Raw genomic sequence first — 24,864 nt, 5'->3', positions numbered from 1 at the left:
TAATCACTCGAAAAAATCAGCCGCCGGTGACGCTCATATGTCGCGACACCGAGGGACGGCTGGTTCGGCGGTCGATAATGAAATCATGACCCTTCGGCTTGCGGCCGATGGCTTCGTCGATCGCCGCGCCGACCAGTTCGTTGCCTTCCGAAGCGCGCAACGGGGCTCTGAGGTCGGCGGCGTCCTCCTGGCCAAGGCACAAATAGAGCGTGCCGGTGCAGGTCAGCCGCACGCGGTTGCAGCTTTCGCAGAAATTATGTGTCATCGGGGTGATGAAGCCGAGCCGGCCGCCGGTCTCGGCAACATGGGCGTAGCGGGCCGGGCCGCCGGTCTTGTAGGCGATATCGGAAAGCGTGAACTGGCGCTCCAGCGAGGCGCGCAGCAGCGACAGCGGCAGATATTGGTCGGTGCGGTCGGCCTCGATCTCGCCCATCGGCATGGTCTCGATCAGGGTCAGATCCATGCCGCGGCCATGCGCCCAGCGCATCAGCTCGGGGATCTCGGCATCGTTGAAGTCGCGCAGCGCGACCGTGTTGAGCTTGATCTTCAGCCCGGCCTTCTGCGCGGCGTCGATACCTTCCATGACCTTGCCGAGATTGCCCCAGCGGGTGATCTGATGGAATTTTGCGGCATCGAGCGTGTCGAGCGAGACGTTGATGCGCTTCACGCCGCAATCGGCGAGTTCGGCGGCAAAGCGCGACAGCTGCGAGCCGTTGGTCGTCAGCGTCAGCTCTTCCAGCGCGCCGCTCTGCAGATGCCGCGACAGCTGGCGCACCAGATGCATGATGTTCTTGCGCACCAGCGGCTCGCCGCCGGTCAGCCGGAGCTTCTTCACACCCTTTTCGATGAAGACGGTGCAGAGACGGTCGAGTTCCTCGAGCGACAAAAGATCCTTCTTCGGCAGGAAGGTCATGTCCTCGGCCATGCAATAGGTGCAGCGGAAATCGCAGCGGTCGGTGACCGACACGCGCAGGTAGCTGATCGTGCGACCGAAGGGGTCGATCATGTCCATCGTCGAAGCGTTTCCGTGGCCTTTGGCGGCGTCGTTATATACAGCTATGTGATACGATCCAATGCGGCATTCAAGATAGAAGGTCTTGATCTTTGGTAACATTCTCCGACCGACATTGTCTGTCGGCTGTCCTCAAGCGGCTTTCCGCACCCTGCGAAGCGGCGTAGGGAAGGGCGCAACCGAAATAGGACCATTCATGACGGCGCCGAAGGAACTCAGGGTCTCGAAAGACCGCAAGCTGCTCACCGTGACCTTTCCGGCGCATCAGCCCTTCGAACTGCCGGCGGAATTGCTGCGCGTCGTTTCGCCTTCGGCGGAGGTGCAGGGCCATTCGCCGGAGCAGCGTGTGACGGTTCCCGGCAAGCGCGATGTCGCGATCCTCAAGATCGAGCCGGTCGGCAATTACGCGGTGCGCATCACCTTCGACGATTTCCACGACACCGGCATCTTCACCTGGAATTATCTGCACACGCTGGGTCACGAGAAGGACGAGCGGTGGAACGCCTATCTGGCCGAGCTGGCGGAAAAGGGGCTCAGCCGGGATCGATAGTTCCGCCTGGAAACGACTGCCTGTCGTCAAAACGTCACGCATGTGGCGTAGCGCCGGCAAGGGTTCGAAAGGACGAGAAAATGTCACTCATCACATCGGTCGAACAGCTCGGGGCGCTTTACGGTCTTCCCGGCGAAGCCTCGATCGTCAAGGAACTCGACCATGTGATTCCCGAATACGCTGCCTTTATCGAGGCCTCGCCCTTCGTGGCGCTTGCGACCAGCGGGCCGGAGGGACTCGACTGCTCGCCGCGCGGCGATCTTGCCGGCTTCGTGCGCATCGTCGACGACAAGACGCTGATGATGCCGGACAGGCGCGGCAACAACCGCGCCGATTCGCTGAAGAACATCATCCGCGATCCGCGTGTCGGGTTGCTGTTTCTGGTGCCGGGCTCGGGCACGACGCTTCGCATCAACGGCCGCGCCCACATCACCACCGATGCCGCGCTTTGCGCGTCCTTCATCGTCGACGGCAAGCCGGCGCGATCGGTGACGGTCATCGCGGTCGACACGGTCTATTTCCAATGCGCCCGCGCCATCGTGCGCTCGGAATTGTGGAACCAGGCCAGGCATGTCGATCCGAAGTCGCTGCCGACGCCCGGACAGATCCTCGAGGTCACCAGCCGCAAGAACATCGACGGCGAAGCCTATGACAAGGAATGGCCGGAGCGGGCAAAGAAAACCATGTGGTAGCCGGTGCACCGCTATTCAGGTGAGGCTGGCCTGCAAATGGCGGCCTCCTGCGCTTCCGGTGCTCACGTACCTTAGTACGCTCCGCCCCGGTTCTCGGAAGCCGCCCGGTTTGGTCGCTTCGCGCCCGTCTTCGACTCCGGCGCATCCTGGCCTGAATCTCGGCGCACCCGTCGGTGCTGGCGCTAGGCTTCCTTCAGCACGTCATAGATCTTGCGCATCTGATCGCCGATCAGGTCGCACTGCTCCGGCGTCGATTGGCTCATCGCCTTTTCGATCAGCGCCATGTGAACCTTGAGCGCCTGCATCAGCAGGGCTTCGCCGGCCTCGGTGAGGTTAAGCCGGAGCACGCGCTTGTCCTTCTCGTCGCCCTCGCGCCGTACCAGCCCGCGCGTCTCGAGCTGGGGCAACAGCATAGTGACGTTGGAGCGGCCGACCAGGAGTTTGCGGGCGAGGTCGTGCTGCGACATGCCGGGGTGGCGGTAGAGGTTCATCAAAACGTCGAGCTGCGCCGGCTTGAGGTCGAGTGGGGCGAGCTTTACCGCCAGCGTGCGCTCCAGCACATGGCAGGCGCGCGCCACCGCAACCCAGTTGCGGAAGCGTGGATTGTCCCAGGGCAGCTCTTGTTTAATGTTCATGTTTGAACTATTATGTTCATGCTTGAACGAATGGATGGATGTCCAATATGGCATCATTTGGATTGAAGGTCATCCGGGGCGTCTTCGGCGCGGCCGAGCATGTGATACCTCGCCTGAGCGGTCGCGCGGCGTTCGAATTGTTTTGCCGCACACCCAATGTCAAAGCGCTCACCGATGGCGAGCGCCGGGCCGTCGAGCGCGCCTCCGCCTTCATGGCCGAGGCACGCCACCACCGGCTGAAGACCAAAAGAGATTGCGTTGTGGTGCACGAGTTCCGGCCTGAACCGGGCAAGGATTCGCGCGGCACCGTGCTGGTCATCCATGGCTGGCGCTCGCGCACCGAATACATGCGTTCCATCATCGAAGGGTTTTGCGGCGCCGGCTACAAGGTCGTCTCGCTCGACCTGCCGGGGCATGGCCATTCGCTCGGCCGCCATCTCAACATGGTCAATGCGGTGGACGCGGCACGCGTCGCCGGCGAATGGTTCGGTCCGTTCGCGGCCGTCGTCGGCCACTCCTTCGGCGGCGCCATCGCTGCCAACGCCGTCGCGGCCTCGGTGAAGGGCATGCCGCCGCTGGCCGCGCAAAAGATGGTGCTGATCGCGGCGCCGAGTTCCTTGCCGGCGATCTTCGACGATTTCAGCGATATGTTGAATGTCGGGCCGCGTTCGCGGGTCGCCATGGCCGACAGGGTGAAGCATCTGTCGGGGCGGCCGCTCAGCGAGTTCACCGGCGATCGCCAGCTTGCCGCCGCACCCGTGCCGACGCTGATCATCCATGCGCCCGACGATCGCGAAGTCCATGCCGACCATGCGACGCGTTATGCCGGCGCCGGCGAGCATGTCAGCCTGCACTGGGCGAACGGGCTCGGCCATCGGCGTATCCTGGCCGACAAGGATGTCGTCAAGCGCGCCGTCGGTTTCGTGACCGAGGAGCGTGAGGCCACGCTGCACTAGAGCGGGTCGGCGTTTCACGGAATCGCCGACCGCTCTAAGCGTTTGTTTTTACGCAAGTCCGGACGGAAAACCGCTGCGCTCTTTTCCTGGAATTGCTCCGGGAATTGGTTCAGCCGGTCTTCTTCTTCGCCGGCTCGACCGGCAGGCCGGCCGCTTTCCAGGCGGTGTAGCCGCCGAGAATGTGCTTGACCGGCGTCAGCCCCATATCCTGCGCGGTCTTGGTCGCCAGCGCCGAGCGCCAGCCGCCGGCGCAGAAGAACACGAAGGTCTTTCCGCTGGCGAAAAACGGCTTGTGGTAGGGGCTCTCCGGGTCGATCCAGAACTCCAGCATGCCGCGCGTAACATGCTTGGCGCCGGGGATCTGACCGTCGCGTTCGACCTCGCGTGGATCGCGCAGGTCGACGAAGATCGTGTCGTCATCCTCCAGCAGCGAGGCCGCTTCTTCCGGCGATACGACCTCGATCTCGGCGTTCGCTTCGTCGAGAAGCTGGCGATAACCCTTTTTCACGGCAAGCCCTCCCGGCCACGGTTGTTGCAGCCGCCGGAATTTCGATCACAAAGCCCGATGTTTGTCACGCCTTCGTGGCGGTCATGGTTTCCCATGCGGCCACGGCTCCGGCAATGCTTGCAGCGCCAACGCCTGCCCGTTTTTCGATGCCCTTTTTGATTGTGTGGGATCCGCGCAATTCATTGTCGCGGGTCTCACAAGGATGTGAAACTGTTCTGCAACACGGCTGCGAAAATTTATGGAAGCTTAACGAAATCGGTATGAATCGGTATAGTCACGTCTTAGATCCGCCATGCGGAAGGCGGGATCGTCAAGCGGCGCGGAACGGGAACCGGTTTCAACCGGTGCGGGTGATTCATGAAATTCCTCGGAAACAACAAAGCCGTCATGCCGATCGCGATTGCGGCGACGCTGGCCTTCGGCCAGCAGCCGGCGAGCGCGCAAGGGCTGTTCGACATGCTGTTCGGCGGCGGCATCCGGCATAATCCTGAGGGCGAGTTTCCACCGCCGCCGAAGCCGCGCAAGATTAATCCAGGGGCACCGGCCGGCGGGCCAGCCGTCAGGATCAGCAGCCCGACCTACAACACCTACAAGGCCGACAAGCTTGTACGCGTCGACTTCAAGTCGTTGCTGCCGGCGCCTCAGCCGGCAATGACAACCGCGAGCGCGCAAGACGCCGCCTTCGTGCCGACAGTCACGAGCAACAGTTTCCGCGATGCCGTGGCCGGCTTGAGCGACTATGAGCTGTTCGCCGAGTCCGATATCGCCAAGGCGCTGGTCGCCTATTACTCGGCCAATCCGGATTTCATCTGGGTGAGCGACAATGCGCCCAACAGCAGGGCGCAGGATGTGGTGCGGGTGCTTGGCGAGGCCGCGAGCTACGGCCTGACGCCGGCGGATTACTCGGTCGACATCCCGGCGGCCACGACTTCCGCCAGCCCGGAAGAACGCACGAAGGAAATGATCCGCTTCGAGATGGCGCTGTCGGCGCGTGTGCTGCGCTATGCGCAGGACGCGCAGAACGGCCGCGTCGAGCCCAACCGCATGACCGGCTATTACGACTTCCCGGCCAAGCCGTTCGATCTGGAAGGCGCGCTGAAGACGCTGGCGCACACCCAGGAAGTGCGCACCTACCTAGAATCGCGGCATCCGCAGAATGCCGAGTACCAGGCGCTGCGCGTCGAGCTGGAAGCGCTCGAGGCCAGCGAGGAAAACGAGGTCGTCATCGACCCGAAGCTGTTGCTGAAGCCCGGCGAAAGCAGCCCGGAACTGCCTAAGTTGCTGAGCCTCATCGCCAGCAACCTCGATGACGAGATGGGTGGCAGCTACGGCGAAATCCTCAACAGGCTGGGCAAGAGCGAGCTCTACGATCCAGAACTGGTGCCGGTGATCAAGGCGGTACAGCAGAAGGCCGGCATGAAGGGCGACGGCGTCATCGGCCCGCGCACGGTGGCACTGTATGTCAGCGCGTCCAAGGCCGACAAGATCGAGAAGGTCAAGGTGGCGCTGGAGGAACTGCGCTGGCTGCCCTCCGATCTCGGCAGTCCGCGCGTCTTCATCAACCAGCCGGCCTTTACCGCCAGCTACATCGACAATGGCGAGGAGAAGCTGAAGACCCGCGCGGTCATCGGAAAGGTCACCAACCAGACCGCCTTCTTCTACAACCAGATCAAGCAGGTCGACTTCCATCCCTATTGGGGCGTGCCGCAGTCGATCATCGTCAACGAGATGCTGCCCAGGCTGCGCAACGATCCCGGCTATCTCGACCGCGCCGGCTACGAGGTGACGGATGCCCGCGGCAAGCGCATCCCGTCCTCTGCTGTCAATTGGGGTGCTTACGGTGCCAACATCCCCTTCAGCGTGCGCCAGCAGCCGAGCGAGGCTAACGCGCTGGGCGAATTGAAGATCCTGTTCCCCAACAAGCATGCGATCTACATGCACGACACGCCGCAAAAATCGTTCTTCGCCCGCGACATGCGCGCGCTGAGCCACGGCTGCATCCGCCTTCAGGATCCGCGCGGCATGGCTGCCGCGGTGCTGGACACCTCCGTCGACGATATCGCCGAGAAGCTGAAGCACGGCCATTCGACCGAGAGCGTCACGCGCGTCATCCCGGTCTATGTCGCTTACTTCACCGCATGGCCTGACATGTCGGGCAAGGTCGAATATTTCGACGACGTCTATGACCGCGATTCAAGGCTGATGCAGGCGCTGGACGCGACCGAAGCGGTGCGCACGCCGTCAAGCTGAGCGCCGTTTGTTTTCACGCAGTTTCGAACGGAAAACCGCTTAGGTCCTTTCCTGGAATTGCTGAATGAGCGGGCGCTGGAAGCCGGCGTCCCGCCCGGCGATCAGCCAGTAGACGAAGCCGGCGACAAGGCCGGAGGCGGCGATGATGCCCATGTCGGCGTAGCGCTCCGCATCGTCAGCCACGTTTGGCCAGATCAGCACGAAGCCGCTGGCCGCTGCCGCGGCGCCAAACAGCATGTGCAGCCAGAAGCCGCGCAGCGAGAAGAATTCGGCGATGAGTGCAAGGACCAGCGTCTGCATGCCGGTCAGGATGATCGTCAGGAAATAGACGAACATGCCGAGCGGCGGGACCACCAGCACGGCAAGGGGCGTGAATTCCATGAGCCCGAAATAGCCCGGCGCGTTGGGTAGCGCGCTCAGCGCGACGTAGAGCACCACCACGGCAATCAGCCCGACCAGCACCGCGACCAGATAGCCGACAAGCACCATCAGGATGCGCTTCAGGATGTAGCCTACCATTGCCTGCACCCCCCGTGCCCGCAATCAAGTTGCGCAGTCAGCCATCAAAGTTGTGCCGATGCAAGGGTCAAGCTCCGCCGCACAAATGCTCGGAGTCGGGAAGCGCCCATGTGCCTTTCAGCGCGAGATCGATGCCATAATAGACCTTGCCGCGCAGATCATCCTTTGGACAATCGCGCGGGATCGCGAGCAGACACATGACGACCGGATCGCCGACTTTCGAACTCGCCAGCCCTGGCTCTCGATCATAAGATACGGCGCCGCCGCCATTGGTGAATGTCGCCGCGCTGCCGCCTTCCGGCGGGGCGGTTTCCAGCGGGTCGTCGCCCAGCCTCGTCGTCAACGTCTTGATATGGGTGAACCCGCATTTGCCGACCGAGGCGGGCAGGGGCTGATCGGCCGGATTGGGCGTGTGCGCCGCCAAGTCGAGCGCCTTCTTGCCGATCAGCGCGACGTTGTAGTCCTGTACCCAGGGCGGCGCGAAGCCGTAGGTCTGCAGGGCATTGTTCTGGGCGCTGACGATGCAGGCCGCATCCGACTTGCAAGCGTTGCGGTCGGCCACCAGCGCCCGTGCGATCTTGCGCTTGTCGCCGCCGAAAGCGGGCTCGAAACCGCCGTAGGCTTTGGTGACCAGTGCATCGATGGCCGACATTTGCGGGTCGGCGCAGATTGCCTTTTCGGTGGGGAGTTGCGCCTTGCGGCAATCGAAGGAAGGACCATCCGCCAGCGCCGGCGAAGACGCCATCAAAAACGCGGGAATAAGCCGGGCGAACGCTCGAACGTAGTGGCGCATGTTTTCCTCCAGCCGTGCCCGCTGATCGATGGCCAAATCTATGCGGAATGCCGAGCCTGGGGAATGGTGAAGTGGCGGGCTTATTTCGGCTCGCCGGTCACCGGGTCATAGGTGATTTCAACCTTGGCCTTGTCAGTCGTGTAGTAAGTGACGGTATAGCCGCCGCTGTCCCAGTCGACTTCCTTGATATAGCGGAAATCGGTCCGCTGCTCGACCTTGGCAATGATCTCCGAGAGCTTCTTGGCGTTTTGCGGCGGCAATGCCTGGTCGTCCGCCGCGAAGGCCGGTCCGCCGGCGAGCAAAGCCGCGATCCCGGCTGCCAGAACAACTATGCGCATGACTGCCCCGCAAATTCGTGTTGGCATGAGTGCGGTAAAAAACTCGCATTCAGGTGGGTTGGTTCCGTGGCTCAAAAATAGCGCCTGTCGAGGCGCATGTATCGAGGCGGCCGATCCCGGCGGCCCTGCGTGTCAATTTGCGGTTGTATGACCGGAAAAGCGCTTTGATTTCAATGGTTAACAGCGGGGCGGCGAGGTGGTTTCCGACATAACGAAGGGCTAACCATGTGCCGGAACGCGAATTCGTCATATTAGCGGTTCGTGGTAGAGCTTTTGGCGAGAGCCTGTTAGAATTCTCGATATTACAGGGTGGCAACGGCGCGCCGAGCCTGCCGGGGATTCTCCTCGGCAAACGGCGAAGTGTTTTTGAGCGCAAGTCGCCTGATCCGGAATGAAGCAGGGACTGGGGGCTCTATCATGGCTGAACGGAATTACACCCGTCAGCTCGCGACAATCATTTCGATCGACGCCGTAGGGTTCTCGCGGCTCATGGGCATCGACGACGAGCTCGCCGTGGCTGCCTTCGAGGAGAGGCGCGACATCATTGCCGACAGCTGCGGCAGCTTCGGCGGGCGCACCTTCGGCGACGCCGGCGACAGCATCATGGCCGAGTTTGGCAATCCGATCGAAGCGCTGCGTGCGGCGTTCGATTTTCAGGAAAGGATCATGGCGCTCAACACCTCGGTCGCCAAGGACATGCGCATGCCGTTCCGCGCTGGCATCAATACGGGCGACGTCATCGTGCGCGAAGGCCGTCTCTATGGCGACGATGTCAACATCGCCGCTCGGCTGCAGGAATTCGCGCCGCATGACGGCGTCGCCATCTCGGCGACGACGTGGCATCACGTAAAGGACAAGACGGCTGCGGTCTTCACCGATCTCGGCGAGTTCAGCCTGAAGAACATCGCCTTGCCGGTGCATGTCCTGATCGCCGGGCGCGGCGGCAATGGCGCTCCGGCGGCGACCTCTTTCGCGACCATTCCGAGCGCTAGCGGTCACTACAGGCCGCTTGCCAAAGGGCCGCCGGCAATCGCCGTGCTGCCGTTCCAGGGGGAGGGGGCAGAGCCCGATGTCGGCTATATGGCCGACGGCATTGCCGAAGACATCATCTATGGTCTGTCCAACACCCGCTGGCTTTCCGTGATCGCCAAAGGCTCCAGCTTCCAGTTCCGCGACGACAGCCTGGGCACGCGGCTGATCGGCAACGCTCTCGGCGCGCGCTACATCGTCAGCGGCACGCTGACGCGCTACGATCGCCAGATCCGCCTCAACGCCTCGCTGACCGACACCTCGAACGGTCGCTTGGTCTGGTCGCAGCGGTTCGACCGCGACCTCGTCGACATCTTCAGCCTGCGCGACCAGATCGGCAGCGAGATCGTTTCGATACTCGACAAGGAGGTCGACCGGGCCGAGCAGGCGCGCACCTTCCAGGTGCCGTGGGAGAGCCTGGAAACGTGGCAATTGGTGCGACGCGGCCGCTGGCACATGAACCGGCGCACGCGCCGCGATACCGAAATCGCGCTCGACTTCTTCGACAAGGCTTTTCGCGAGGACCCCAATTCGAGCGCGGTGCTCAACGAACTGGCCTGGTGGTATTTCTGGCGCGCCTGGCTTCGCTTCGGCGACAGCGACGATCTGGACAAGGTCGAGACGCTTGCGCGCAAGGCGCTGCTCATGGACAGCCTCGACGCCCGCCCGCACGCCTATCTCGGCGCGGCCGACATCATGCGCGGCCTGCCGGTGCTGGCGGCCGAGCACCTCGCCGAGGCAATCCACATCAATCCGAGCTTTGCCTTTGCCCGCTCGGCCATGGGCAGCGCGCAGCTTTTGCTCGGCGACGCCGGCGGGGCGATACCGTTCTTCCTCGATACGGAACGGCTGAGCCCGTTCGACCTCTATCGCTTCCACAATCTGGGCGAACTGGCGGCGGCCTATTGTTTCGTCGAGGACTGGCCATCTGCCATCGCCGTTGCCGAGCGCTCGCTCAACCTGTCGCCCAGTTACTTCTATGCCAGGTTCCTGAAGATAGGGGCGCTGATGCGAAGCGGTCGCAGCGACGAGGCCGTGCGGGAGCTTGCCATTTTCACGACCAGGCACCCCGATTTTTCAGAACAAAGGATACGCTGGATACCGTTCGTCGACCCGGTACGAAACAACGTGCTCATCGCCAATTTCGATCAGGCCAAGTCGGCCGCGTGATGATTGCCGTCGACGACAGATAAACGTGAGCGAATTCACATACGCCGGAGCGATGCAAACATAGGCCAGACAATCCGGCACTATAATCGACGTGGACAGCCGGGGGGCTAGAACGCGCATGATCAAGTTGAAGTATTTCGATGCTGTTCGGGCAGCCCAGAAAGCCCAGCGTCCGGTGGTCGACATGCCACCCTTCGACCTCAACCGGCTCGGCGGCTCCAAGGGCTTTGCCGCGCGTATCGCCGGCTATCTTCTCGGCGACCCGCGCTGGCTGCTGACGCTTTTGCGCCGTTTCAAGCCGAATGTCGGCTTCGGCAATTTCCTGCTCGTCACCAAGGGCGCCGACGTGCGCGACATCCTCGAGCGCGGCGACGAGTTCGAGACGCCCTACGGACCCGAGATGGCCGAGTTGGCGCGCGGCTCGAATTTCATCCTCGGCATGCAGGACGGCGCCGCCTACCGGCAGATGAAATCGGCGGTGCTGAGCGCCTTTCCGCCGGCGGAAGTCGAAGCCGCCGTCAGGCCGATCGCCGAGCGCCATTCGCGCGATCTAATGACCCGCGCCAGCCCCGGTTTCGATGCCATCGCCGGGTTGATGAAGATCGTGCCGGTGCGGATCTGCCGTGACTATTTCGGCCTCGAGATCGACGACGAAAGCGAGTTCGCGGACTGGTCGATCGCGCTCAGCGCGCTGTTCTTTTCGGATCCGACGGCGAACCCGACCACGCGCCAGCTTGCGGTTGTCGGCGGCGACCGGCTGATCAAGGTCATCGACCGCTCGATCGCTGCGATCAGGGAGAAGCAAGGCGGGGACGACCGGCCTCTGGCACGTCTTGTCGCCTTCATGGATCAGGGACGGCTGTCGCTGCCCGATATCCATTCCATCATGCTCGGCATGGTCGCCGGCTTCGTGCCGACCAACGTGCTTGCCGGCAGCAATTGCCTGGATGTTGTCCTTTCGCGCGCCGATGCAAGGCAGGCGGTTGACGCGGCGATTGCAGCCAACGATACCGAAAAGCTCGACCGCGCGATCCTGGAGGCGATGCGCTTCAAGCCGATCTGGATCGGGCCGTGGCGCTACACCGCGCGCGACGCGGTCATCGGCAAGGGCACGCGCCGCGAGCGGCTGGTGAAGGCCGGAACCGTGGTGATGCCGGCGACGCTCTCGGCCATGTTCGATCCCGAGATCGTGCAGCGAGCGGACGAGTTCGACACCTCGCGCCCGCAGCGCGACTATATGGTGTTCGGCTACGGCATCCATCTGTGCATCGGCGCCGAGATCGCGCGTATCCAGATCGGCGAATGCATTCGCGCCCTGTTCAGCAAGCCGAAGCTGGCCCGCGCGCCGGGCAGGGCCGGCAAGATGGCCAGTGTCGGCGCCTATCCGGCAAGCCTCAAGGTCGATTTCGAGCGGTCGCCGCTGTGCAGTACAGTCGACCAATCGATGGTGACGGTGGTCTGCCCGATCACGCGCACCGTGCCGCTGGACGACGTTCGTAAGAGGGTCGCAGTGCTCGGCAATCCCACCGCGGGCGAGATCCGCGAGGCGCTCGACCAGGTTGGCACCATTCATTTCACCAGCCTAGCCGTCGCCGCCACCGGCACGGATGAGAAATCGGGCGAGGAGACCGGCGCGCTGGTGTTCGAAATATCCGGCGACGGTACCGCCGAAGATGTCATTTCAGCCGTAGCGCGGGCCATCGGCCACCGGCTGCGGCCGATCTTCAGCGATGTCTGCGACCTGCCCGAAGGCGGCGCGCTTGAGGGCTTCCTGAAAAAGCACAATATCGAGATATCGCCTTCCTTCGGCAGCACCTCGGGGCTGGTTTTCGCCGGCACGCCCGGGCATTCGGTGCGCCGCATCCTGGCGGAAGCCAGGCTTGCAGACAGCGTGCGCGAGATCGCCGAGAAGCCGCGCACCGGCAACGGCAACGCGCCCGATGTGCTTGCTGAGGCGCGAAAGCATGTCCGCTGCCTCGGCCAGTTCGGCTGGGCGTTCGAGCCCGCGGAAAGCCTGCTGGAAAAGCCGCCCGGCAGTTTTGGGCGCGCGCTGATGACGACGCTGCTGGTGCCGCCGGTTTTCGTGACGGTGGCGGTCATTCTGGTGGCGTCCTGGTACATGACCTATCACCTGGTGTTTGGCAGGCCCGTCGACTTCAGCAATATCTCGCTTACCGGCATTGCCGTCGCCATAACCTCGCTGGTGCTGGCATTTGCCGGGTTGCTGGTCCTGGTGGCGCTGCTGGCACTTTTGGGCCTGTGGGCGTTGCAGCGCCTCGATGACAAGGACCAACCGCAAAACACCTCGATCGGCGTAAAAGCGCTGGAGAAGATCCTCGCCCATGAGGACCTCGCCGCTCAAAATCACCTGACTGCGATCTCGACGATGAAGGTGGGTATCTTGCGGCGGCTGGCGCTCAGGTTTTCGTTCTACGTTATCTCGATCGCGGCGCAGAAAGTGTTCCGGCCAGGCTTTCTCGCCACCATCAACACCATTCATTTCGCCCGCTGGGTGCTGTTGCCCGGCACCGACAGGCTGGTGTTCTTCTCCAACTATGGCGGCAGCTGGGAAAGCTATCTGGAGGATTTCATCGCCAAGGCGTCCGAAGGCCTGACCGGCGTGTGGAGCAACACCATGGGCTATCCGCGCACGCGCTGGCTGTTCCTCGACGGCGCGCGCGACGGCGACCGCTTCAAGCGCTGGGCGCGGCGCCAGCAGGTGCCGACGCTGTTCTGGTACAGTGCCTATCCACACCTCAACACCGTGCGCATCCGCATCAATTCGAGGATCAGGCGCGGCATTGCGTCCGCTACAGGTAACGAGGCGCGCGACTGGCTGAGCCTGTTCGGTTCGCTGCCGCGCCCGCAAGCGCGGCCGGCGGATGCAGCCGGTCCGGTCGAGCCGGTATCCACGCCGCTCGAAGAGCTGGAATCCGGAGAGATCCAGTCGATCTTCTTCGGGCCGTTCGGCGCGCTCGGCCATGCGCATATGTTGGCGCTCCAGGTGCCGGAAGGCCTGCCGTCCACCAAGCGCAAGGCATGGCTGGACTTCGTCATCGGCAAGACGAGCTTCGGCGACGGCGTGCCGGCCGGCCGCGCCATGACCGTGGCCTTCGGTCCCACCGGCCTCAACCGGCTCGGGCTGCAAGGCGGCGTCGACGACAATCCGCTCGACACATTTCCGGTCGCCTTCCGCCAAGGCATGGGCGCGCCGGAGCGCGGCCGCATCCTCGACGATACCGGCGCCGACGCCTCATTGAACTGGCAGTGGGGCTCGCCCGACAGACGGGTCGACGCGGTCATCGTCTGCTATGCCGAGACGCCGGCCATGCTGAAGGCCGAGGTCGCGGCAGTGAAGCGGCAGACGACGGGCGCTGGAATGTCCCAGGTCGCCGAATTGCCGCTGGTCGTCAAACGCACCCCGAACGGAGACGGCGCGGCAGCTCAGGCGGTCGAGAAAAGCGGCGACGGCGCCTCTCAAGGCGGCAAGCCGCAGCGCCAGCGTGCCTATGAGCATTTCGGCTTCGTCGACGGCGTCTCGCAACCGATTGTTCGCGGCACGGCGCGCGCCAATCGGGGTGCCGCGCCGATGCATCTGGTCGCGCCGGGCGAATTCCTGTTCGGCTATCGCGACGAGCATGGTTTCTACCCGGCGTCACCCTCGGTCGAGGCGGCGCAGGACCGCACCGGCATCCTGTCGCAGGTGCGGCGCAACCGGCAGGTTCCGGGCCAGCCGCCGCCGCCGCGCGATTTCGGCCGCAACGGCACCTTCCTCGTCATGCGCCAGTTCGAGCAACATGTCGAACTGTTCGACGGCTATTGCCGCAACGCGGCGGCACAGGCGGCCGCCGATACCGGGGATACCGCTATCGACCAGCGCTGGATCGCGGCAAAGATGCTCGGCCGCTGGCAGGACGGCAGCTCGCTGGTGCGCAATCCGAATGGACGCCCCGGCCGCAGCATCGACAATGATTTCGCGCTCGGCGCGGAGGATCCGCAAGGCCACGCCTGTCCGCTCGGCTCGCATATACGCCGCTCCAATCCACGCGATTCGCTCGGCGAGGACCGCGAAACCCAGATCATGATCGGCAAGCGCCACCGTATCCTGCGCGTCGGCCGCACCTATGAGAAGAAGGAGAAAGGCGGCAAGACCGAGAAGGGGCTGCTGTTCATGTGCCTCAACGCGGATATAGAGCGGCAATACGAGTTCATCCAGCAGACGTGGGTCTCGTCGAACTCGTTCCAGGGACTTGTCGGCGAGAAGGATCCGACTATCGGCGCGCGCGACGGCGGCGGCCGGTTCTCGATCCCGTCATGGGAAAAGGTGACGGTGCTCCAGGACATGCCGAAGTTCGTCACGACCAAGGGCGGCGGCTATTTCTTCATGCCGAGCCGTTCGTCGCTGCGCTATCTGATTTCGCGGCTCTGACCGGATCGAGTACGCTTTGGGCGCGGTTCTCGTTGTTTCAGAGGAACGAGGAACCGCACGCTTTTGCTCAGTCGTCGTCCTGCGATTCGGCGATGTGGGTGAGCGCCGCGGCATTGGTGATGCGCAGTCCGCCGCGCTTGATGGCGATCATCTGCCGGTTGCGCCATTCGTTGAGCGTCTTATTGACAGATTCGCGCGTGGCGCCGAGGAACTCGCCGAGTTCCGATTGCGAGATCGGAATCCAACCGGCGGAATCGGCCATGACGCCGCTCAGGAACACCAGGCGCTTGGCCAGGCGGGCCTCGATGCCGAAGAAGGCTTGATCGCCGAGTTCGCCGCTCACCCAGCGCAGCCGGGCGCACAGGAGTTCGATCATGGCGCGCGCCAGCGAAGGATTTTTCTCAATGCGGTCAAAGAGCTGTGTCCGGCTGAGCGAGACAAGCTCGCAGGCGGTGAGGCATATAGCGGTCGCCGTCCGGGGACGTCCGTCCAGTGCGCCGATCTCGCCGACAAGGCTGCGCGACAGCTCGATATTGGCCACCAGCTTCTGTCCGCCCGGCGAATAGATCGAGATCTCGACGGTTCCGTTCATCACGCCATAAATGCGGTCCGAGGCATCCTCCTGAACGAACAGATGCTGGCCGGCGGCGTAGCGTTCGACCTTGCAGCCCGCGAACAGGGTATCGAACTGGCGCGGATCGATGCGCGCCAGGCGCGGCAGGTTCGCGTCGTCCGCGCCGATTGGTGACATGATACGATTCCGCCTCTCGTTAGGCGGAAACTGTAGGATAAGTGCGTGCTCTATCATAGCGTCGTCTCCTTCCGTGTTGGCTAATCCGGACGCGACAGGCAAATGGCGGAGATTTCATGCCACTGCTGTCATGCCGAATTAGTTTAGCCGGCAAATTGCAGGAGACCGGGCGCACTGGCGGTTACGGGCCGATCCTAAGTCAACAGATAGAGCACGATGTCACCCGAAAGTCGCTTCACTTTTCGGCAATCATGCTCTTGAAACGCCGTCCGCGCGCGTGGGAGGGAGGTGCCCATGCGCGCAGACAGCAAATCTGAAAATGGCTAGGTGATCGAAACCCCTTCCAAAACCATAGTCATTCCAGTCCGGTAGCGGCCTTCGAGCCTGTAATCAGGCAGGGGCTTTATGCTGCCGTCGCAATATCTGCGCGCGAATCCGTCCAGGCGTATGTGAAGGTACTCACAGATGCTCAGGCCAGCTGGCGCGATTGTTATTTTCGAGATTTATGAAGCTTATGTCGGAAGCTATTCGGCGCGATTTCCTAGCTGGCAAATAGATCGATCGAAGCATGGCCGGGACCTGGCTTGACTGGTGCTTACAGTCCGCCATGGTTCCACGGGGAGGACATTGCTCATGGTGGCTGCGAAGGGACTCCTGATAAAAGTTCGCGGCGACGGCGCCGGCCTTGCGGCGCAAGGCGGTTCGCCCCGGATCGGCGGGATCGACGCCGAGCCGATCCTTTCCCTGCCGCCGGGCGCTGCCGGCACAAATCCGGCCGCTGCAGCGGATCGCGGCGCCACCTGGCTGCGGCTGGCCGCGCCGGCTTCCGACTCGGGCAATCCCTGGGACCATGCGTATGAGTTGGTAACCGGGAATCCGGGCCTGCTGGCCAGCGGCGCCGAAGTGCTTGCGGTCGAACCCGATATCCAGCAATCCTGGGACTACAAGGACGGCAGCGGCGACCGCGGTATGGCGCTAAGTGCAGCGCCAGCCTGCACTTTCGACGATCAGGATCCGAGCGGCGGGCAGGCGACGGTACCGGGCAAGGTCGCCTGGAATGCGGCCGCGGCCTTCAGCCAGTTCGCCACAGCACGTGCCAAGGTCGGCGCCAAGCAGGCCAACATCACGATTGCGCATCTCGACACGGGTTTCGATCCCGGACACCGCACCTTGCCGGGCGGGCTTCTCACGGCGAAGCAACGCAATTTCGTCAATGACGGCACGGGCCCGAACAACGCGACCGACCATGCCCCGGCCGGCACGCTGACCAGCAATCGCGGCCACGGCACCGGCACACTCAGCCTGCTGGCCGGCAACAAGCTCGACGGCAGCTCGCCGCACTGGCCCGGCTTCACCGATTTCGTCGGTGGCGCGCCGCTGGCAAAAATCCTGCCGGTGCGCATCGCCGACTGGGTGGTGCGGCTGACCACCGGCACCATGGTGCAAGGCATCGACTATGCCCGCCAGCAGGGCGCGCAGGTGCTGTCGATGAGCATGGGAGGGCTTCCCTCGCAGGCTCTCGTCGATGCCGTCAACCTTGCCTATGACAACGGTCTGGTCATGGTCACCGCCGCCGGCAACAACTTCACCATCACGCCAAGCAGCATCGTCTATCCCGCGCGCTACAACCGCGTCTTGGCAGCCTGCGGCGTGATGCGCGACGGGCGCGCCTATGCCGGACTTTCCTTTGGCACCATGCAGGGCAATTACGGGCCGGTCTCGAAGATGAAGACCGCGCTTGGCGCCTATACGCCGAACGTGCCCTGGGCCGAGATCGACTGCCCGAAAGTGGTCGACATGGACGGCAGCGGCACGTCGGCGGCAACGCCGCAGGTCGCGGCGGCGGCGGCGCTCTGGCTGGCGCAGCATTGGGACACCGTGAAGAACTATTCACAGCCCTGGATGCGTATCGAGGCCGTGCGATTTGCACTGTTCAAGGCGGCGCAGAAGACGACGCCGAAGATGAATGCCGCCGAGACGCTGGAGAAGATCGGCCAGGGCGTGGTCCGCGCAGACGATGCGCTTGCGATTGCGCCGCCGGCGGAGAACCAGCTGCAGAAAACGGCGCCCGCAATCTACACCTGGAGCTGGCTCGATCTTCTGACCGGCGGAAACTCCCTCGCCGTGCAGTCGCCGCCGGTGCTTCGGAAGCAATGGATGCTCGCGCTGGAGCTGATGCAGATGGCGCAGACCAGCGCGACGGTTGGGCAGACGATCGCCGACCCGGATGGCGATGCCGGTACGGTCTCTTCGGCCGCCCGCAACCGCTTCCTCGAAGCGGCGCTCGACGCGGGCAATCCCTCAAAGCCGCTCAAGGCCTATCTGGAAAATCTGCTGGGACGGCTCGGCGCCGAGGCCGCAGCGCCTGTGCCAGTCCTCACGCCTTCACCGCCGATCAAGCGCAAGCCGCGGCCGCAGCCGCCGCCGCAGCGGCGGCTGCGCATCTATGCGCTCGACCCCTCGGTCGCCAAGCGGCTGGATTCGGTCTCGGTCTACCAGGCGACGCTTTCGGTGCCGTGGGACGACGAGCCGGCAACCGACAAGCCGCTGCTGCCCGGCCCGATCGGCGAATATCTCGAAGTGGTCGATGTCGACCCGGCGTCCGACCGCGTCTATGACCCGGTCGACCTCAACGACAAGAGGCTGTTGGCGCAGGACGGCCTGCCACCTTCGGAAGGCAATCCGAAATTCCACCAGCAGATGGTCTATGCGGTCGCCATGACCACGATCGGTCATTTCGAGCGGGCGCTCGGCCGGCGCGCGCTGTGGGCGCCGCATTATGCCGAGGCTCCCGGCCGCACCGGCGACATGACGGTGAAGGCGCATTACGTGCCGCGCCTGCGCATCTATCCGCACGCGCTGCGCGCCGAAAACGCCTATTACAGTCCGGAGAAGAAGGCGCTGCTGTTCGGCTATTTTCCGGCGAGCGGCAGCGAGGGCGACGTTACCACTCCAGGCACGACGGTGTTTTCCTGCCTGTCCAGCGACATCGTCGCGCATGAGATGTCGCATGCGCTGCTCGACGGGCTGCACCGCCGTTTCCAGGATGCGTCCAATCCCGATGTGCCGGCCTTCCACGAGGCCTTTGCCGATATCGTCGCCCTGTTCCAGCATTTTACGCTGAAGGAACTGGTGAGCTTCGAGATCGGCAGGGCAAGGGGCGAACTGTCGGCCGCTTCGCTGCTTTCAGGCATAGCCAAGCAGTTCGGCGAAGGCAGCGGGCGGGCCGGGCCGCTGCGCGAATATGGCGGCGCCGGCATGGCCGATCTCGACTATGACAAGACTTTCGAGGCGCATGACCGCGGCTCGATCCTGGTCTTCGCCGTCTACCAGGCCTTTCTGGCGATCGCCGACCGCCGCACCGACGACCTGATCCAGCTCGCCACCGGCGGCACCGGCATCCTGCCGGCGGGAACCCTGCATCCGAGTCTGGTCGAGCGCCTGACCGAAGAGGTCGCAAAGACCGCCAGGCAGATGCTGACCATGTGCATCCGTGCGCTCGATTATTGCCCGGCCATCGACATTACCTTCGGCGAATATCTGCGCGCGCTGATCACCGCCGACCGCGATGCCTACCCCGACGATCCGCTGCATTATCGCCTGGCTTTCCTGGAATCCTTCCGCAAATGGAAGCTGTTGCCGCGCGACGTGCGCACCATCTCGGAAGAGACGCTGGCCTGGAGCGCGCCGGACGACCCGTCGCCGCCCTGGCTGAAGGGGCTGATGAGCAAGATCGATCTCGGCTGGAACCAGAAGCTGAAGCGCGCCGAGATCTTCGCGCTCAACGACAAGAACCGTTACGCGCTGTGGCGGGCGATGCACCGGGTCTTCGCCGTCGATCCGAACCTCTACAAGCAGTTCGGCCTGCTGCCCGACCTGCCGCGCTACAAGGAGGACGGCACGGTCATGCATGCGGCCAAGGCGGGCGAGACGACCTTCGATGTCTACAGCGTGCGCCCGACGCGGCGCGTCGAGCCGGACGGCTCGTTCCGCGTCGAGGTCGTCGCCGTCATCCAGCAGCGCATCCCCGTCGCAATGGACGGCACGCCGATGCCGCAGGGCGTAAACGCCGGCGACGACTTCTTCTGGTTCCGCGGCGGCGCGACGATCATCATCGATCCGCGCGAAGGATTCGAGGAGATCCGCTACGCGATCATCAAGAATACCGGCAGCGCCGACCGCCAGAAACGGCAGGCGCAGACGGCCGCCGAAAACTATTTGTCGCCGCTGAGGGCGCTCTATTTCGGCGCGGAAGTATCGGAGCCCTTTGCCATGCTGCATGCCAGCGAGGGAGACGACGACCATGTCTAGCAAGCCAGCGGCAGCCAGGAAGCCAGCGACGGCCAGGAGGCCGCGGAGCGCGTCTGCGGCCCAGCCGCCAATGTCTCGGTCGGCATTGACGGTACGGCACTATTGCCAGGGCATCGGCGATTGCCATCTGCTCACATTCGCCAAGCCGGACGGCTCGCTGTTTCGCATGCTGATCGACTGCGGCGTCCATGTCTCGATCACCGGCGGACCGGCGCTGATCAACGATATCGTCGCCGATCTCAGACAAGAGACTGGCGGCAAGATCGACGTGCTTGTCGTCACCCATGAGCACTGGGACCATGTCTCTGGGTTCCTGACCGCGAAGGACCTGTTTTCGGGTTTCTCGATCGGCGATGTCTGGATGGCCTGGACCGAAAACGGCGCCGACCCGGAGGCGGGCGAGCTCGACAAATTCAAGGGCCAGGCGCTGGCGGCATTGCAAAGCGCCGGCCAGAAGCTCGACGGCATGCAAGGGCTCAACCCCTACATGGCGGGGATCCGGGATGGCCTGCAGGCTCTGCTCGGCTTCCAGTTCGGCGCCGTCGGCGAACGCGTGCGTTCGGCCCGTGACGCGGCCGCCAAACTGTCGCAAAAACCGTCGCCGACCTATTTCGAGCCGGGCGCCGGGCCGCTGTCGGTCGACGGCCTGCCCAATCTGCGCATCTATGTGTTCGGGCCGCCGCGCGACAGGGCGGCGCTGCGGCTGGAGGACAAAGCCAGCGAAATGTTCCCGCTGGCCGGCGGCGGCCCCCTCGCAAAGGCGCTAGCGAGCGGGCTCAAGATGAACGCCGCTGACGATCCGACCTACATCGACGAGCTCAGCCCGTTCGACCGCTATGTCGGCACGCCGCTATCTGCAGCGCTCAACGGCGACGCAGGCAGCGACCCGACCATCGATATCGGCGCCTATGTGCGCCGGCACTATTCCGGGCCGGTGTCGGGCGCAGCCCCGATGGAGAACCGCGACCAGTCCTGGCGTCGCATCGACGCCGACTGGATGGGCATCGCCGCCGATCTCGCCATGCAGCTCGACCGCGGCGTCAACAACACCAGCCTGGTGCTCGCGTTCGAATTCATCGACTCAGGCCGGGTATTCCTGTTTCCCGGCGACGCCCAGATCGGCAACTGGCTCAGCTGGAAAGACCTGAAATGGCCAATGGGGCAGGGAACCGTCGCCACCGCCGACCTGTTGGCGCGCACCGTCTATCTCAAGGTCGCGCATCACGGCAGCCAGAACGCCACGCCGGAAAAACAGGGCTTCGATCTGCTGACCAGCTCGGACCTGTCGGCCTTCATCCCCACCAACAAGCTCGACGCGGTGAAGGTGCACTGGGGCGCAATGCCCTATGACGGCATCCTGACCGCGCTCGAAACGAAGACCAAAGGCCGCGTCATCCGGGCTGATGATCCATGGCTGGCCGACAAGAACGGTAAGCCTACATTCGCCGCGCCGTCTGGCTCGATCCAGGCCGTGCGCAGCGCGCCGCGTGCCGCCGCGCGCGGTCCGGGCGGGCTGTGGGTAGAGGTGGATCTGGCTTAGACGTCTTTGCAGGGCAAGGATCGCGCTATCCGGCGTCCGCATCGAGCCCGATTGCGAAAAATCCAAAACCGCTCTATGCAGCGGTCGGCTGAATTGAGGGCGGCCGCTCAACGCATCTTACGTCTACAAGGTCGCCCCATGCCCGACGAATTCTCGCGCATCATCGCCTTCCTCGCCGTGGTCACGGCCCTGCTGTTCGCCGGGCTGCATTTCCACCAGGGACACATCATCGCCACTCTCTATTTCATGACCGGTGCCGTGTTGGTGACGGCGGTGACGCGGATGAATGTGAGACGGGGGCTGATCTGAGCGTCGCTATCAAATAAGCCCGGTCAGTCCGCCTCGTCGCCCGCAGGCATTGCGGAAACGTCCAGCCACATCGCGCCCACGGCATGACCATCGGGGTCGGCAAGGTCTCGGGTGTACATAAACCCATGGTCTTCGACTGGATTGATGTCGGCCGTGCCACCGTTCGCGGCGGCTGCGGCGGCCATGGCGTCGACGGCTTCGCGGCTATCCAGGGACAGTGCCAGCATCACCTCGCTGGAGGTTGACGGTGGGATGGGGCGGGTGGTCATCGCTTGCCATTTTTCCCGGCTGAGGAGCATGAAGTTGATTTCTTCACTCCATATCATCCCGGCAGCCGTCTCGCTGGTAAACCGGGGATTGTTCCGGAAGCCGAGAGATTCATAGAAAGCCATGGACGCCTTTACGTCAGTAACTGGCAGGCTCACAAAAATCTTCTTGCTCATCGGTCAATCCTTTCGTTGTCGAGGTGCGGTCCAGCGAGTGACGTCTGCTTGAAGACGGTTGACCGACGGCGAAGCCGACACGGCACATCAACTTTTTTGGATCGCCAGCGCGGCACAGATGATGAGCTCAGTAGCACTTCAGCTATGCGGGCGGCCTGGCCGGCTAACGCACCAGCGGTCTTTTGAGAGCATGCGATTGAGCTAAATCATCTAACCATTTCGAGAGGTTAGATGGTGGGCGATGCAGGGATTGAACCTGCGACCCCACCCGTGTGAAGGGTGTGCTCTCCCGCTGAGCTAATCGCCCGCCTTGGGCCCGAAGGCCGAAGCGAGCCGCGATATAAGGGAGGCGGGTGCGCTAAGTCAAGGCAATGTGCCGGCGATCTTTCGGGATGGTTTCTCCGGTCGGCAGACTGCCAAGAAGCCTTACCACGCGGCCGCGATCAGCTTCTGCGCCAGGGCCGGCGTCAGCGTGTCGAAATGCGAGATCACTAGCGTCGGCTCGAATTCGCGCACATGGCGATCGGTGTAGCCGAAATCGACCGCGACCACGGGAATGCCTGCCGCCTTGGCGGTATCGATGTCGGTTTGCGAATCGCCGACCATCAAAGCGTTTTCCGGGTCGCCGCCGGCCAGCCGGATCGTCTCGGTGAGGTGGCGCGGGTCGGGTTTGCGGAAGGCAAACGTGTCCTGGCCGCAGATCGCGGCAAAATAGTTTTCCAGGCCGAGCGCGCCGATCAGCGCCACGGAATTGGCCTCGTATTTGTTGGTGCAGACCGCCATCAAATAGCCGGCGGCTCGAAAACGGTCGAGCGCCGCAATCACGCCGGGGTAGGGGCGCGACTTGCCGGGTATGTTGAGCGTGTAATGGTCGAGGAAGAGTTTCAGGAGCCGGTCGTGCTCCTGCGTCGCCAGCGCCTTGTTCTGCGCGGCATGCGCGCGCTCGATCATGACGCGGCCGCCATGGCCTACAAAGCGGCGGAAGCCGGCCTCGTCGACGGCCGCCAGCTCGCTCGCCGCCAGGCTGTGGTTCAGACTGTCGAGCAGATCGGGCGCGGTATCGACCAGAGTCCCGTCGAGGTCGAACACGATGATCGGGCGGGTCATGGTCAATCCTGATGCCGTTGAATTACTGCTGCCGATACAGGCTGCATCGGCTTCAAGCAAGAAGGCTCGATCGGTCCACAGCTGAGCCTTTGACGGCGCTGGCAAAAATGCTAGGAGGCGCGCGAAACCGGCGAAATCGGAACCCCGCATGGATGCAAGGCAGTTGAAGGTCGAGGCGGCGCGGGCAGCGCTCGCCCATGTCGTCAGCGGCATGCGGCTCGGCATCGGCACCGGCACCACGGCGGAAGAGTTCGTGCGGCTGCTGGCCGAGAAGGTCGCGACCGGCCTCGAGGTGATCGGCGTGCCGACTTCGGAGCGCACCGCAGCACTTTGCCGCGAGCTCGGCGTGCGGCTGTCGACGCTGGAGGAGACGCCCGAACTCGATCTCACCATCGACGGCGCCGACGAGGTCGATCCGGACCTGACCCTGATCAAGGGCGGCGGCGGCGCGCTGCTGCGCGAAAAGATCGTCGCGGCGGCTTCGCAGCGCATGATCGTCATCGCCGACAAATCCAAGATGGTCGAAACCCTCGGGCGGTTTCCGCTGCCGATCGAGGTCAACAAATTCGGCCTGCGCGCCACCGAGATCGCGATTGCCGCGGCTGCCGCACGCCTCGGCCTGTCCGGCCCGATTACATTGAGGATGACGGCAGGCCAGCCTTTTGTTACAGACGGCGGCCACTTTATCCTCGATGCATCTTTTGGCCGCATTCCGGATACAAGAGCGCTTTCGAATGCTCTCTTCGCCATTCCAGGCGTTGTCGAGCACGGTCTATTCATCGGGCTGGCGTCAACGGCCATCATCGCCGGCGGCGACGGTATCGAAACCGTCCATGCCGCCCGAAAACCAGGGAGTTCTACCGACCATGATGTTGCATAAGCGAGTTCGCCGCCTTTCGATGTTCCTGGCGGCGTCGGCCGTCATCGCGCTGTCCTCGCCGGTATTCGCGCAGGACGTCAGCGAATCGCATTTGAAGGCCGCGCGGGCTGCCGTCGTGGCGATCCACGCAACGGACTCCTTCGACAACATCTTGCCGCAGGCGGCCGCGGCGCTCGAGTCGAACCTCATCCAGAAGAACCCGGACATGCAGGAGCTGATCAACAAGACGGTCAGCGAGAAGGCGATCGCCATGGCCGCCCGACGCGCGGACCTGGAGAAGGAAGCCGCACTCGCCTACGCCAAGGTGTTCTCCGAGAAGGAACTGAACGACATAGCCGCCTTCTACAGTTCGGATTCCGGCAAGAAGCTGCTGGACAGCGGCCCGACCGTGACGCGTGAGCTCGTGAAGGCCGCCGACATCTGGCAGAACGGCATCGCCCGCGATCTCGCCCAGCAGGTGGGCGAAACGCTTGCTGCTGCCGCCAAGGCCGCGGCACCTGCCGCTCCGGCGCCGGACGCGACGGCTCCCGCCGACAACACGGCTCCGGCGGACGGCTCAGCTCCGGCGGACAATTCCGCGAACTGACCGAGTTCAAATCTGCCAAGGTCCCTGGACCAGAAAGCCCGGCTTTGTCCGGGCTT

At 63.6% G+C, this 24,864-nt stretch carries 20 protein-coding genes and 1 tRNA gene; 11 read left to right on the top strand and 10 right to left on the bottom strand.

Annotated features, from left to right (window positions below; genetic code table 11):
- Window positions 1–16: 16 nt before the first annotated feature.
- A complete protein-coding gene (gene moaA, locus FJ988_RS06975; protein WP_140816011.1) occupies window positions 17–1,012 on the bottom strand; it encodes a GTP 3',8-cyclase MoaA in 996 nt (331 codons plus the stop codon).
- A 196-nt stretch (window positions 1,013–1,208) separates the two neighbouring features.
- Between moaA and FJ988_RS06970 the strand changes: the two genes are divergently transcribed.
- Together FJ988_RS06970 and FJ988_RS06965 are read left to right on the top strand one after the other, a co-directional pair.
- Entirely contained in the window at window positions 1,209–1,562 is a 354-nt protein-coding gene (locus FJ988_RS06970) for a gamma-butyrobetaine hydroxylase-like domain-containing protein (protein ID WP_140816010.1), read from the top strand.
- An 80-nt stretch (window positions 1,563–1,642) separates the two neighbouring features.
- A complete protein-coding gene (locus FJ988_RS06965) occupies window positions 1,643–2,254 on the top strand; it encodes a pyridoxamine 5'-phosphate oxidase family protein (protein ID WP_140816009.1) in 612 nt (203 codons plus the stop codon).
- 182 nt (window positions 2,255–2,436) lie between these two features.
- Here FJ988_RS06965 and FJ988_RS06960 read toward each other — a convergent pair whose 3' ends face one another.
- The gene (locus FJ988_RS06960) at window positions 2,437–2,889 is read right to left on the bottom strand and encodes a MarR family winged helix-turn-helix transcriptional regulator (protein WP_140816008.1); all 453 of its coding nucleotides are present in this window, start codon (window positions 2,887–2,889) and stop codon (window positions 2,437–2,439) included.
- Window positions 2,890–2,936: 47 nt separating this feature from the next.
- On the opposite strand from FJ988_RS06960, the gene FJ988_RS06955 reads away from it, so the two are divergent.
- Window positions 2,937–3,845 (top strand): alpha/beta hydrolase, encoded by a 909-nt coding sequence (locus tag FJ988_RS06955; RefSeq protein ID WP_140816007.1) that lies wholly within the window; start codon window positions 2,937–2,939, stop codon window positions 3,843–3,845.
- A gap of 109 nt (window positions 3,846–3,954) precedes the next feature.
- Here FJ988_RS06955 and FJ988_RS06950 read toward each other — a convergent pair whose 3' ends face one another.
- On the bottom strand, window positions 3,955–4,353 hold the full coding sequence (locus FJ988_RS06950; RefSeq protein WP_140816006.1) for a rhodanese-like domain-containing protein: 399 nt from the start codon (window positions 4,351–4,353) through the stop codon (window positions 3,955–3,957).
- A 357-nt stretch (window positions 4,354–4,710) separates the two neighbouring features.
- Between FJ988_RS06950 and FJ988_RS06945 the strand changes: the two genes are divergently transcribed.
- Window positions 4,711–6,603 (top strand): murein L,D-transpeptidase, encoded by a 1,893-nt coding sequence (locus FJ988_RS06945; protein ID WP_140816005.1) that lies wholly within the window; start codon window positions 4,711–4,713, stop codon window positions 6,601–6,603.
- A 39-nt stretch (window positions 6,604–6,642) separates the two neighbouring features.
- On the opposite strand, the gene FJ988_RS06940 is transcribed toward FJ988_RS06945, so the two are convergent.
- The 3 genes from FJ988_RS06940 to FJ988_RS06930 all read right to left on the bottom strand — a co-directional run bounded on the left by FJ988_RS06940 (window position 6,643) and on the right by FJ988_RS06930 (window position 8,253).
- Window positions 6,643–7,122: a hypothetical protein gene (locus tag FJ988_RS06940; RefSeq protein WP_140816004.1), complete on the bottom strand. Its 480-nt coding sequence runs from the start codon at window positions 7,120–7,122 to the stop codon at window positions 6,643–6,645.
- Between the two features lie 67 nt (window positions 7,123–7,189).
- The gene (locus FJ988_RS06935; protein WP_140816003.1) at window positions 7,190–7,915 is read right to left on the bottom strand and encodes a lysozyme inhibitor LprI family protein; all 726 of its coding nucleotides are present in this window, start codon (window positions 7,913–7,915) and stop codon (window positions 7,190–7,192) included.
- An 80-nt stretch (window positions 7,916–7,995) separates the two neighbouring features.
- On the bottom strand, window positions 7,996–8,253 hold the full coding sequence (locus FJ988_RS06930) for a PepSY domain-containing protein (RefSeq protein ID WP_140816002.1): 258 nt from the start codon (window positions 8,251–8,253) through the stop codon (window positions 7,996–7,998).
- A 417-nt stretch (window positions 8,254–8,670) separates the two neighbouring features.
- On the opposite strand from FJ988_RS06930, the gene FJ988_RS06925 reads away from it, so the two are divergent.
- Both FJ988_RS06925 and FJ988_RS06920 read left to right on the top strand, forming a co-directional pair.
- Window positions 8,671–10,452: an adenylate/guanylate cyclase domain-containing protein gene (locus FJ988_RS06925; protein ID WP_140816001.1), complete on the top strand. Its 1,782-nt coding sequence runs from the start codon at window positions 8,671–8,673 to the stop codon at window positions 10,450–10,452.
- A 118-nt stretch (window positions 10,453–10,570) separates the two neighbouring features.
- The gene (locus tag FJ988_RS06920; protein WP_140816000.1) at window positions 10,571–14,881 is read left to right on the top strand and encodes a cytochrome P450; all 4,311 of its coding nucleotides are present in this window, start codon (window positions 10,571–10,573) and stop codon (window positions 14,879–14,881) included.
- A 67-nt stretch (window positions 14,882–14,948) separates the two neighbouring features.
- Here FJ988_RS06920 and FJ988_RS06915 read toward each other — a convergent pair whose 3' ends face one another.
- Window positions 14,949–15,632, bottom strand: a complete 684-nt coding sequence (locus FJ988_RS06915; protein ID WP_140816162.1) for a Crp/Fnr family transcriptional regulator — start codon at window positions 15,630–15,632, stop codon at window positions 14,949–14,951.
- Between the two features lie 633 nt (window positions 15,633–16,265).
- On the opposite strand from FJ988_RS06915, the gene FJ988_RS06910 reads away from it, so the two are divergent.
- From FJ988_RS06910 to FJ988_RS30760, 3 genes are all read left to right on the top strand, one after another.
- Window positions 16,266–19,943 (top strand): S8 family serine peptidase, encoded by a 3,678-nt coding sequence (locus FJ988_RS06910; RefSeq protein ID WP_140815999.1) that lies wholly within the window; start codon window positions 16,266–16,268, stop codon window positions 19,941–19,943.
- A 70-nt stretch (window positions 19,944–20,013) separates the two neighbouring features.
- Entirely contained in the window at window positions 20,014–21,483 is a 1,470-nt protein-coding gene (locus FJ988_RS06905) for an MBL fold metallo-hydrolase (protein ID WP_140815998.1), read from the top strand.
- Between the two features lie 138 nt (window positions 21,484–21,621).
- Window positions 21,622–21,792 (top strand): hypothetical protein, encoded by a 171-nt coding sequence (locus tag FJ988_RS30760; RefSeq protein WP_181183445.1) that lies wholly within the window; start codon window positions 21,622–21,624, stop codon window positions 21,790–21,792.
- Window positions 21,793–21,815: 23 nt separating this feature from the next.
- Here FJ988_RS30760 and FJ988_RS06900 read toward each other — a convergent pair whose 3' ends face one another.
- The 3 genes from FJ988_RS06900 to gph all read right to left on the bottom strand — a co-directional run bounded on the left by FJ988_RS06900 (window position 21,816) and on the right by gph (window position 23,342).
- The gene (locus FJ988_RS06900) at window positions 21,816–22,235 is read right to left on the bottom strand and encodes a VOC family protein (protein WP_140815997.1); all 420 of its coding nucleotides are present in this window, start codon (window positions 22,233–22,235) and stop codon (window positions 21,816–21,818) included.
- Window positions 22,236–22,467: 232 nt separating this feature from the next.
- Window positions 22,468–22,542: transfer RNA gene (locus FJ988_RS06895), tRNA-Val, on the bottom strand.
- A gap of 119 nt (window positions 22,543–22,661) precedes the next feature.
- Window positions 22,662–23,342 (bottom strand): phosphoglycolate phosphatase, encoded by a 681-nt coding sequence (gph, locus tag FJ988_RS06890; protein ID WP_140815996.1) that lies wholly within the window; start codon window positions 23,340–23,342, stop codon window positions 22,662–22,664.
- A 148-nt stretch (window positions 23,343–23,490) separates the two neighbouring features.
- Here gph and rpiA point away from each other — a divergent pair, with 148 nt between their 5' ends.
- Together rpiA and FJ988_RS06880 are read left to right on the top strand one after the other, a co-directional pair.
- Window positions 23,491–24,222 (top strand): ribose-5-phosphate isomerase RpiA, encoded by a 732-nt coding sequence (gene rpiA, locus FJ988_RS06885; protein ID WP_140815995.1) that lies wholly within the window; start codon window positions 23,491–23,493, stop codon window positions 24,220–24,222.
- Window positions 24,209–24,808, top strand: coding sequence for a DUF2059 domain-containing protein (locus FJ988_RS06880; protein WP_140815994.1), 600 nt, complete (start codon window positions 24,209–24,211; stop codon window positions 24,806–24,808). The genes rpiA and FJ988_RS06880 overlap by 14 nt, the downstream gene beginning before the upstream one ends.
- The last annotated feature ends 56 nt before the right edge of the window (window positions 24,809–24,864 follow it).

The sequence above is a fragment of the Mesorhizobium sp. CU3 genome, assembly GCF_006442965.1.
Classification (GTDB): Bacteria; Pseudomonadota; Alphaproteobacteria; order Rhizobiales; family Rhizobiaceae; genus Mesorhizobium.
Note: the sequence above shows the minus strand (reverse complement) of the source record. Positions and strands in the feature narration are given on the sequence as shown.

Excerpts from the sequence above, each read along its gene's own strand:
- rpiA (WP_140815995.1), top strand. The coding sequence starts at position 23,491 with ATGGATGCAAGGCAGTTGAAGGTCGAGGCGGCGCGGGCAGCGCTCGCC.
- gph (WP_140815996.1), bottom strand. The coding sequence starts at position 23,342 with ATGACCCGCCCGATCATCGTGTTCGACCTCGACGGGACTCTGGTCGAT.
- FJ988_RS06925 (WP_140816001.1), top strand. The coding sequence starts at position 8,671 with ATGGCTGAACGGAATTACACCCGTCAGCTCGCGACAATCATTTCGATC.
- FJ988_RS06970 (WP_140816010.1), top strand. The coding sequence starts at position 1,209 with ATGACGGCGCCGAAGGAACTCAGGGTCTCGAAAGACCGCAAGCTGCTC.
- FJ988_RS06910 (WP_140815999.1), top strand. The coding sequence starts at position 16,266 with ATGGTGGCTGCGAAGGGACTCCTGATAAAAGTTCGCGGCGACGGCGCC.
- FJ988_RS06880 (WP_140815994.1), top strand. The coding sequence starts at position 24,209 with ATGATGTTGCATAAGCGAGTTCGCCGCCTTTCGATGTTCCTGGCGGCG.
- FJ988_RS06935 (WP_140816003.1), bottom strand. The coding sequence starts at position 7,915 with ATGCGCCACTACGTTCGAGCGTTCGCCCGGCTTATTCCCGCGTTTTTG.
- FJ988_RS06945 (WP_140816005.1), top strand. The coding sequence starts at position 4,711 with ATGAAATTCCTCGGAAACAACAAAGCCGTCATGCCGATCGCGATTGCG.
- FJ988_RS30760 (WP_181183445.1), top strand. The coding sequence starts at position 21,622 with ATGCCCGACGAATTCTCGCGCATCATCGCCTTCCTCGCCGTGGTCACG.
- FJ988_RS06955 (WP_140816007.1), top strand. The coding sequence starts at position 2,937 with ATGGCATCATTTGGATTGAAGGTCATCCGGGGCGTCTTCGGCGCGGCC.
- FJ988_RS06915 (WP_140816162.1), bottom strand. The coding sequence starts at position 15,632 with ATGTCACCAATCGGCGCGGACGACGCGAACCTGCCGCGCCTGGCGCGC.
- FJ988_RS06930 (WP_140816002.1), bottom strand. The coding sequence starts at position 8,253 with ATGCGCATAGTTGTTCTGGCAGCCGGGATCGCGGCTTTGCTCGCCGGC.
- FJ988_RS06905 (WP_140815998.1), top strand. The coding sequence starts at position 20,014 with ATGTCTCGGTCGGCATTGACGGTACGGCACTATTGCCAGGGCATCGGC.
- FJ988_RS06965 (WP_140816009.1), top strand. The coding sequence starts at position 1,643 with ATGTCACTCATCACATCGGTCGAACAGCTCGGGGCGCTTTACGGTCTT.
- FJ988_RS06960 (WP_140816008.1), bottom strand. The coding sequence starts at position 2,889 with ATGAACATTAAACAAGAGCTGCCCTGGGACAATCCACGCTTCCGCAAC.
- FJ988_RS06940 (WP_140816004.1), bottom strand. The coding sequence starts at position 7,122 with ATGGTAGGCTACATCCTGAAGCGCATCCTGATGGTGCTTGTCGGCTAT.
- moaA (WP_140816011.1), bottom strand. The coding sequence starts at position 1,012 with ATGGACATGATCGACCCCTTCGGTCGCACGATCAGCTACCTGCGCGTG.
- FJ988_RS06920 (WP_140816000.1), top strand. The coding sequence starts at position 10,571 with ATGATCAAGTTGAAGTATTTCGATGCTGTTCGGGCAGCCCAGAAAGCC.
- FJ988_RS06900 (WP_140815997.1), bottom strand. The coding sequence starts at position 22,235 with ATGAGCAAGAAGATTTTTGTGAGCCTGCCAGTTACTGACGTAAAGGCG.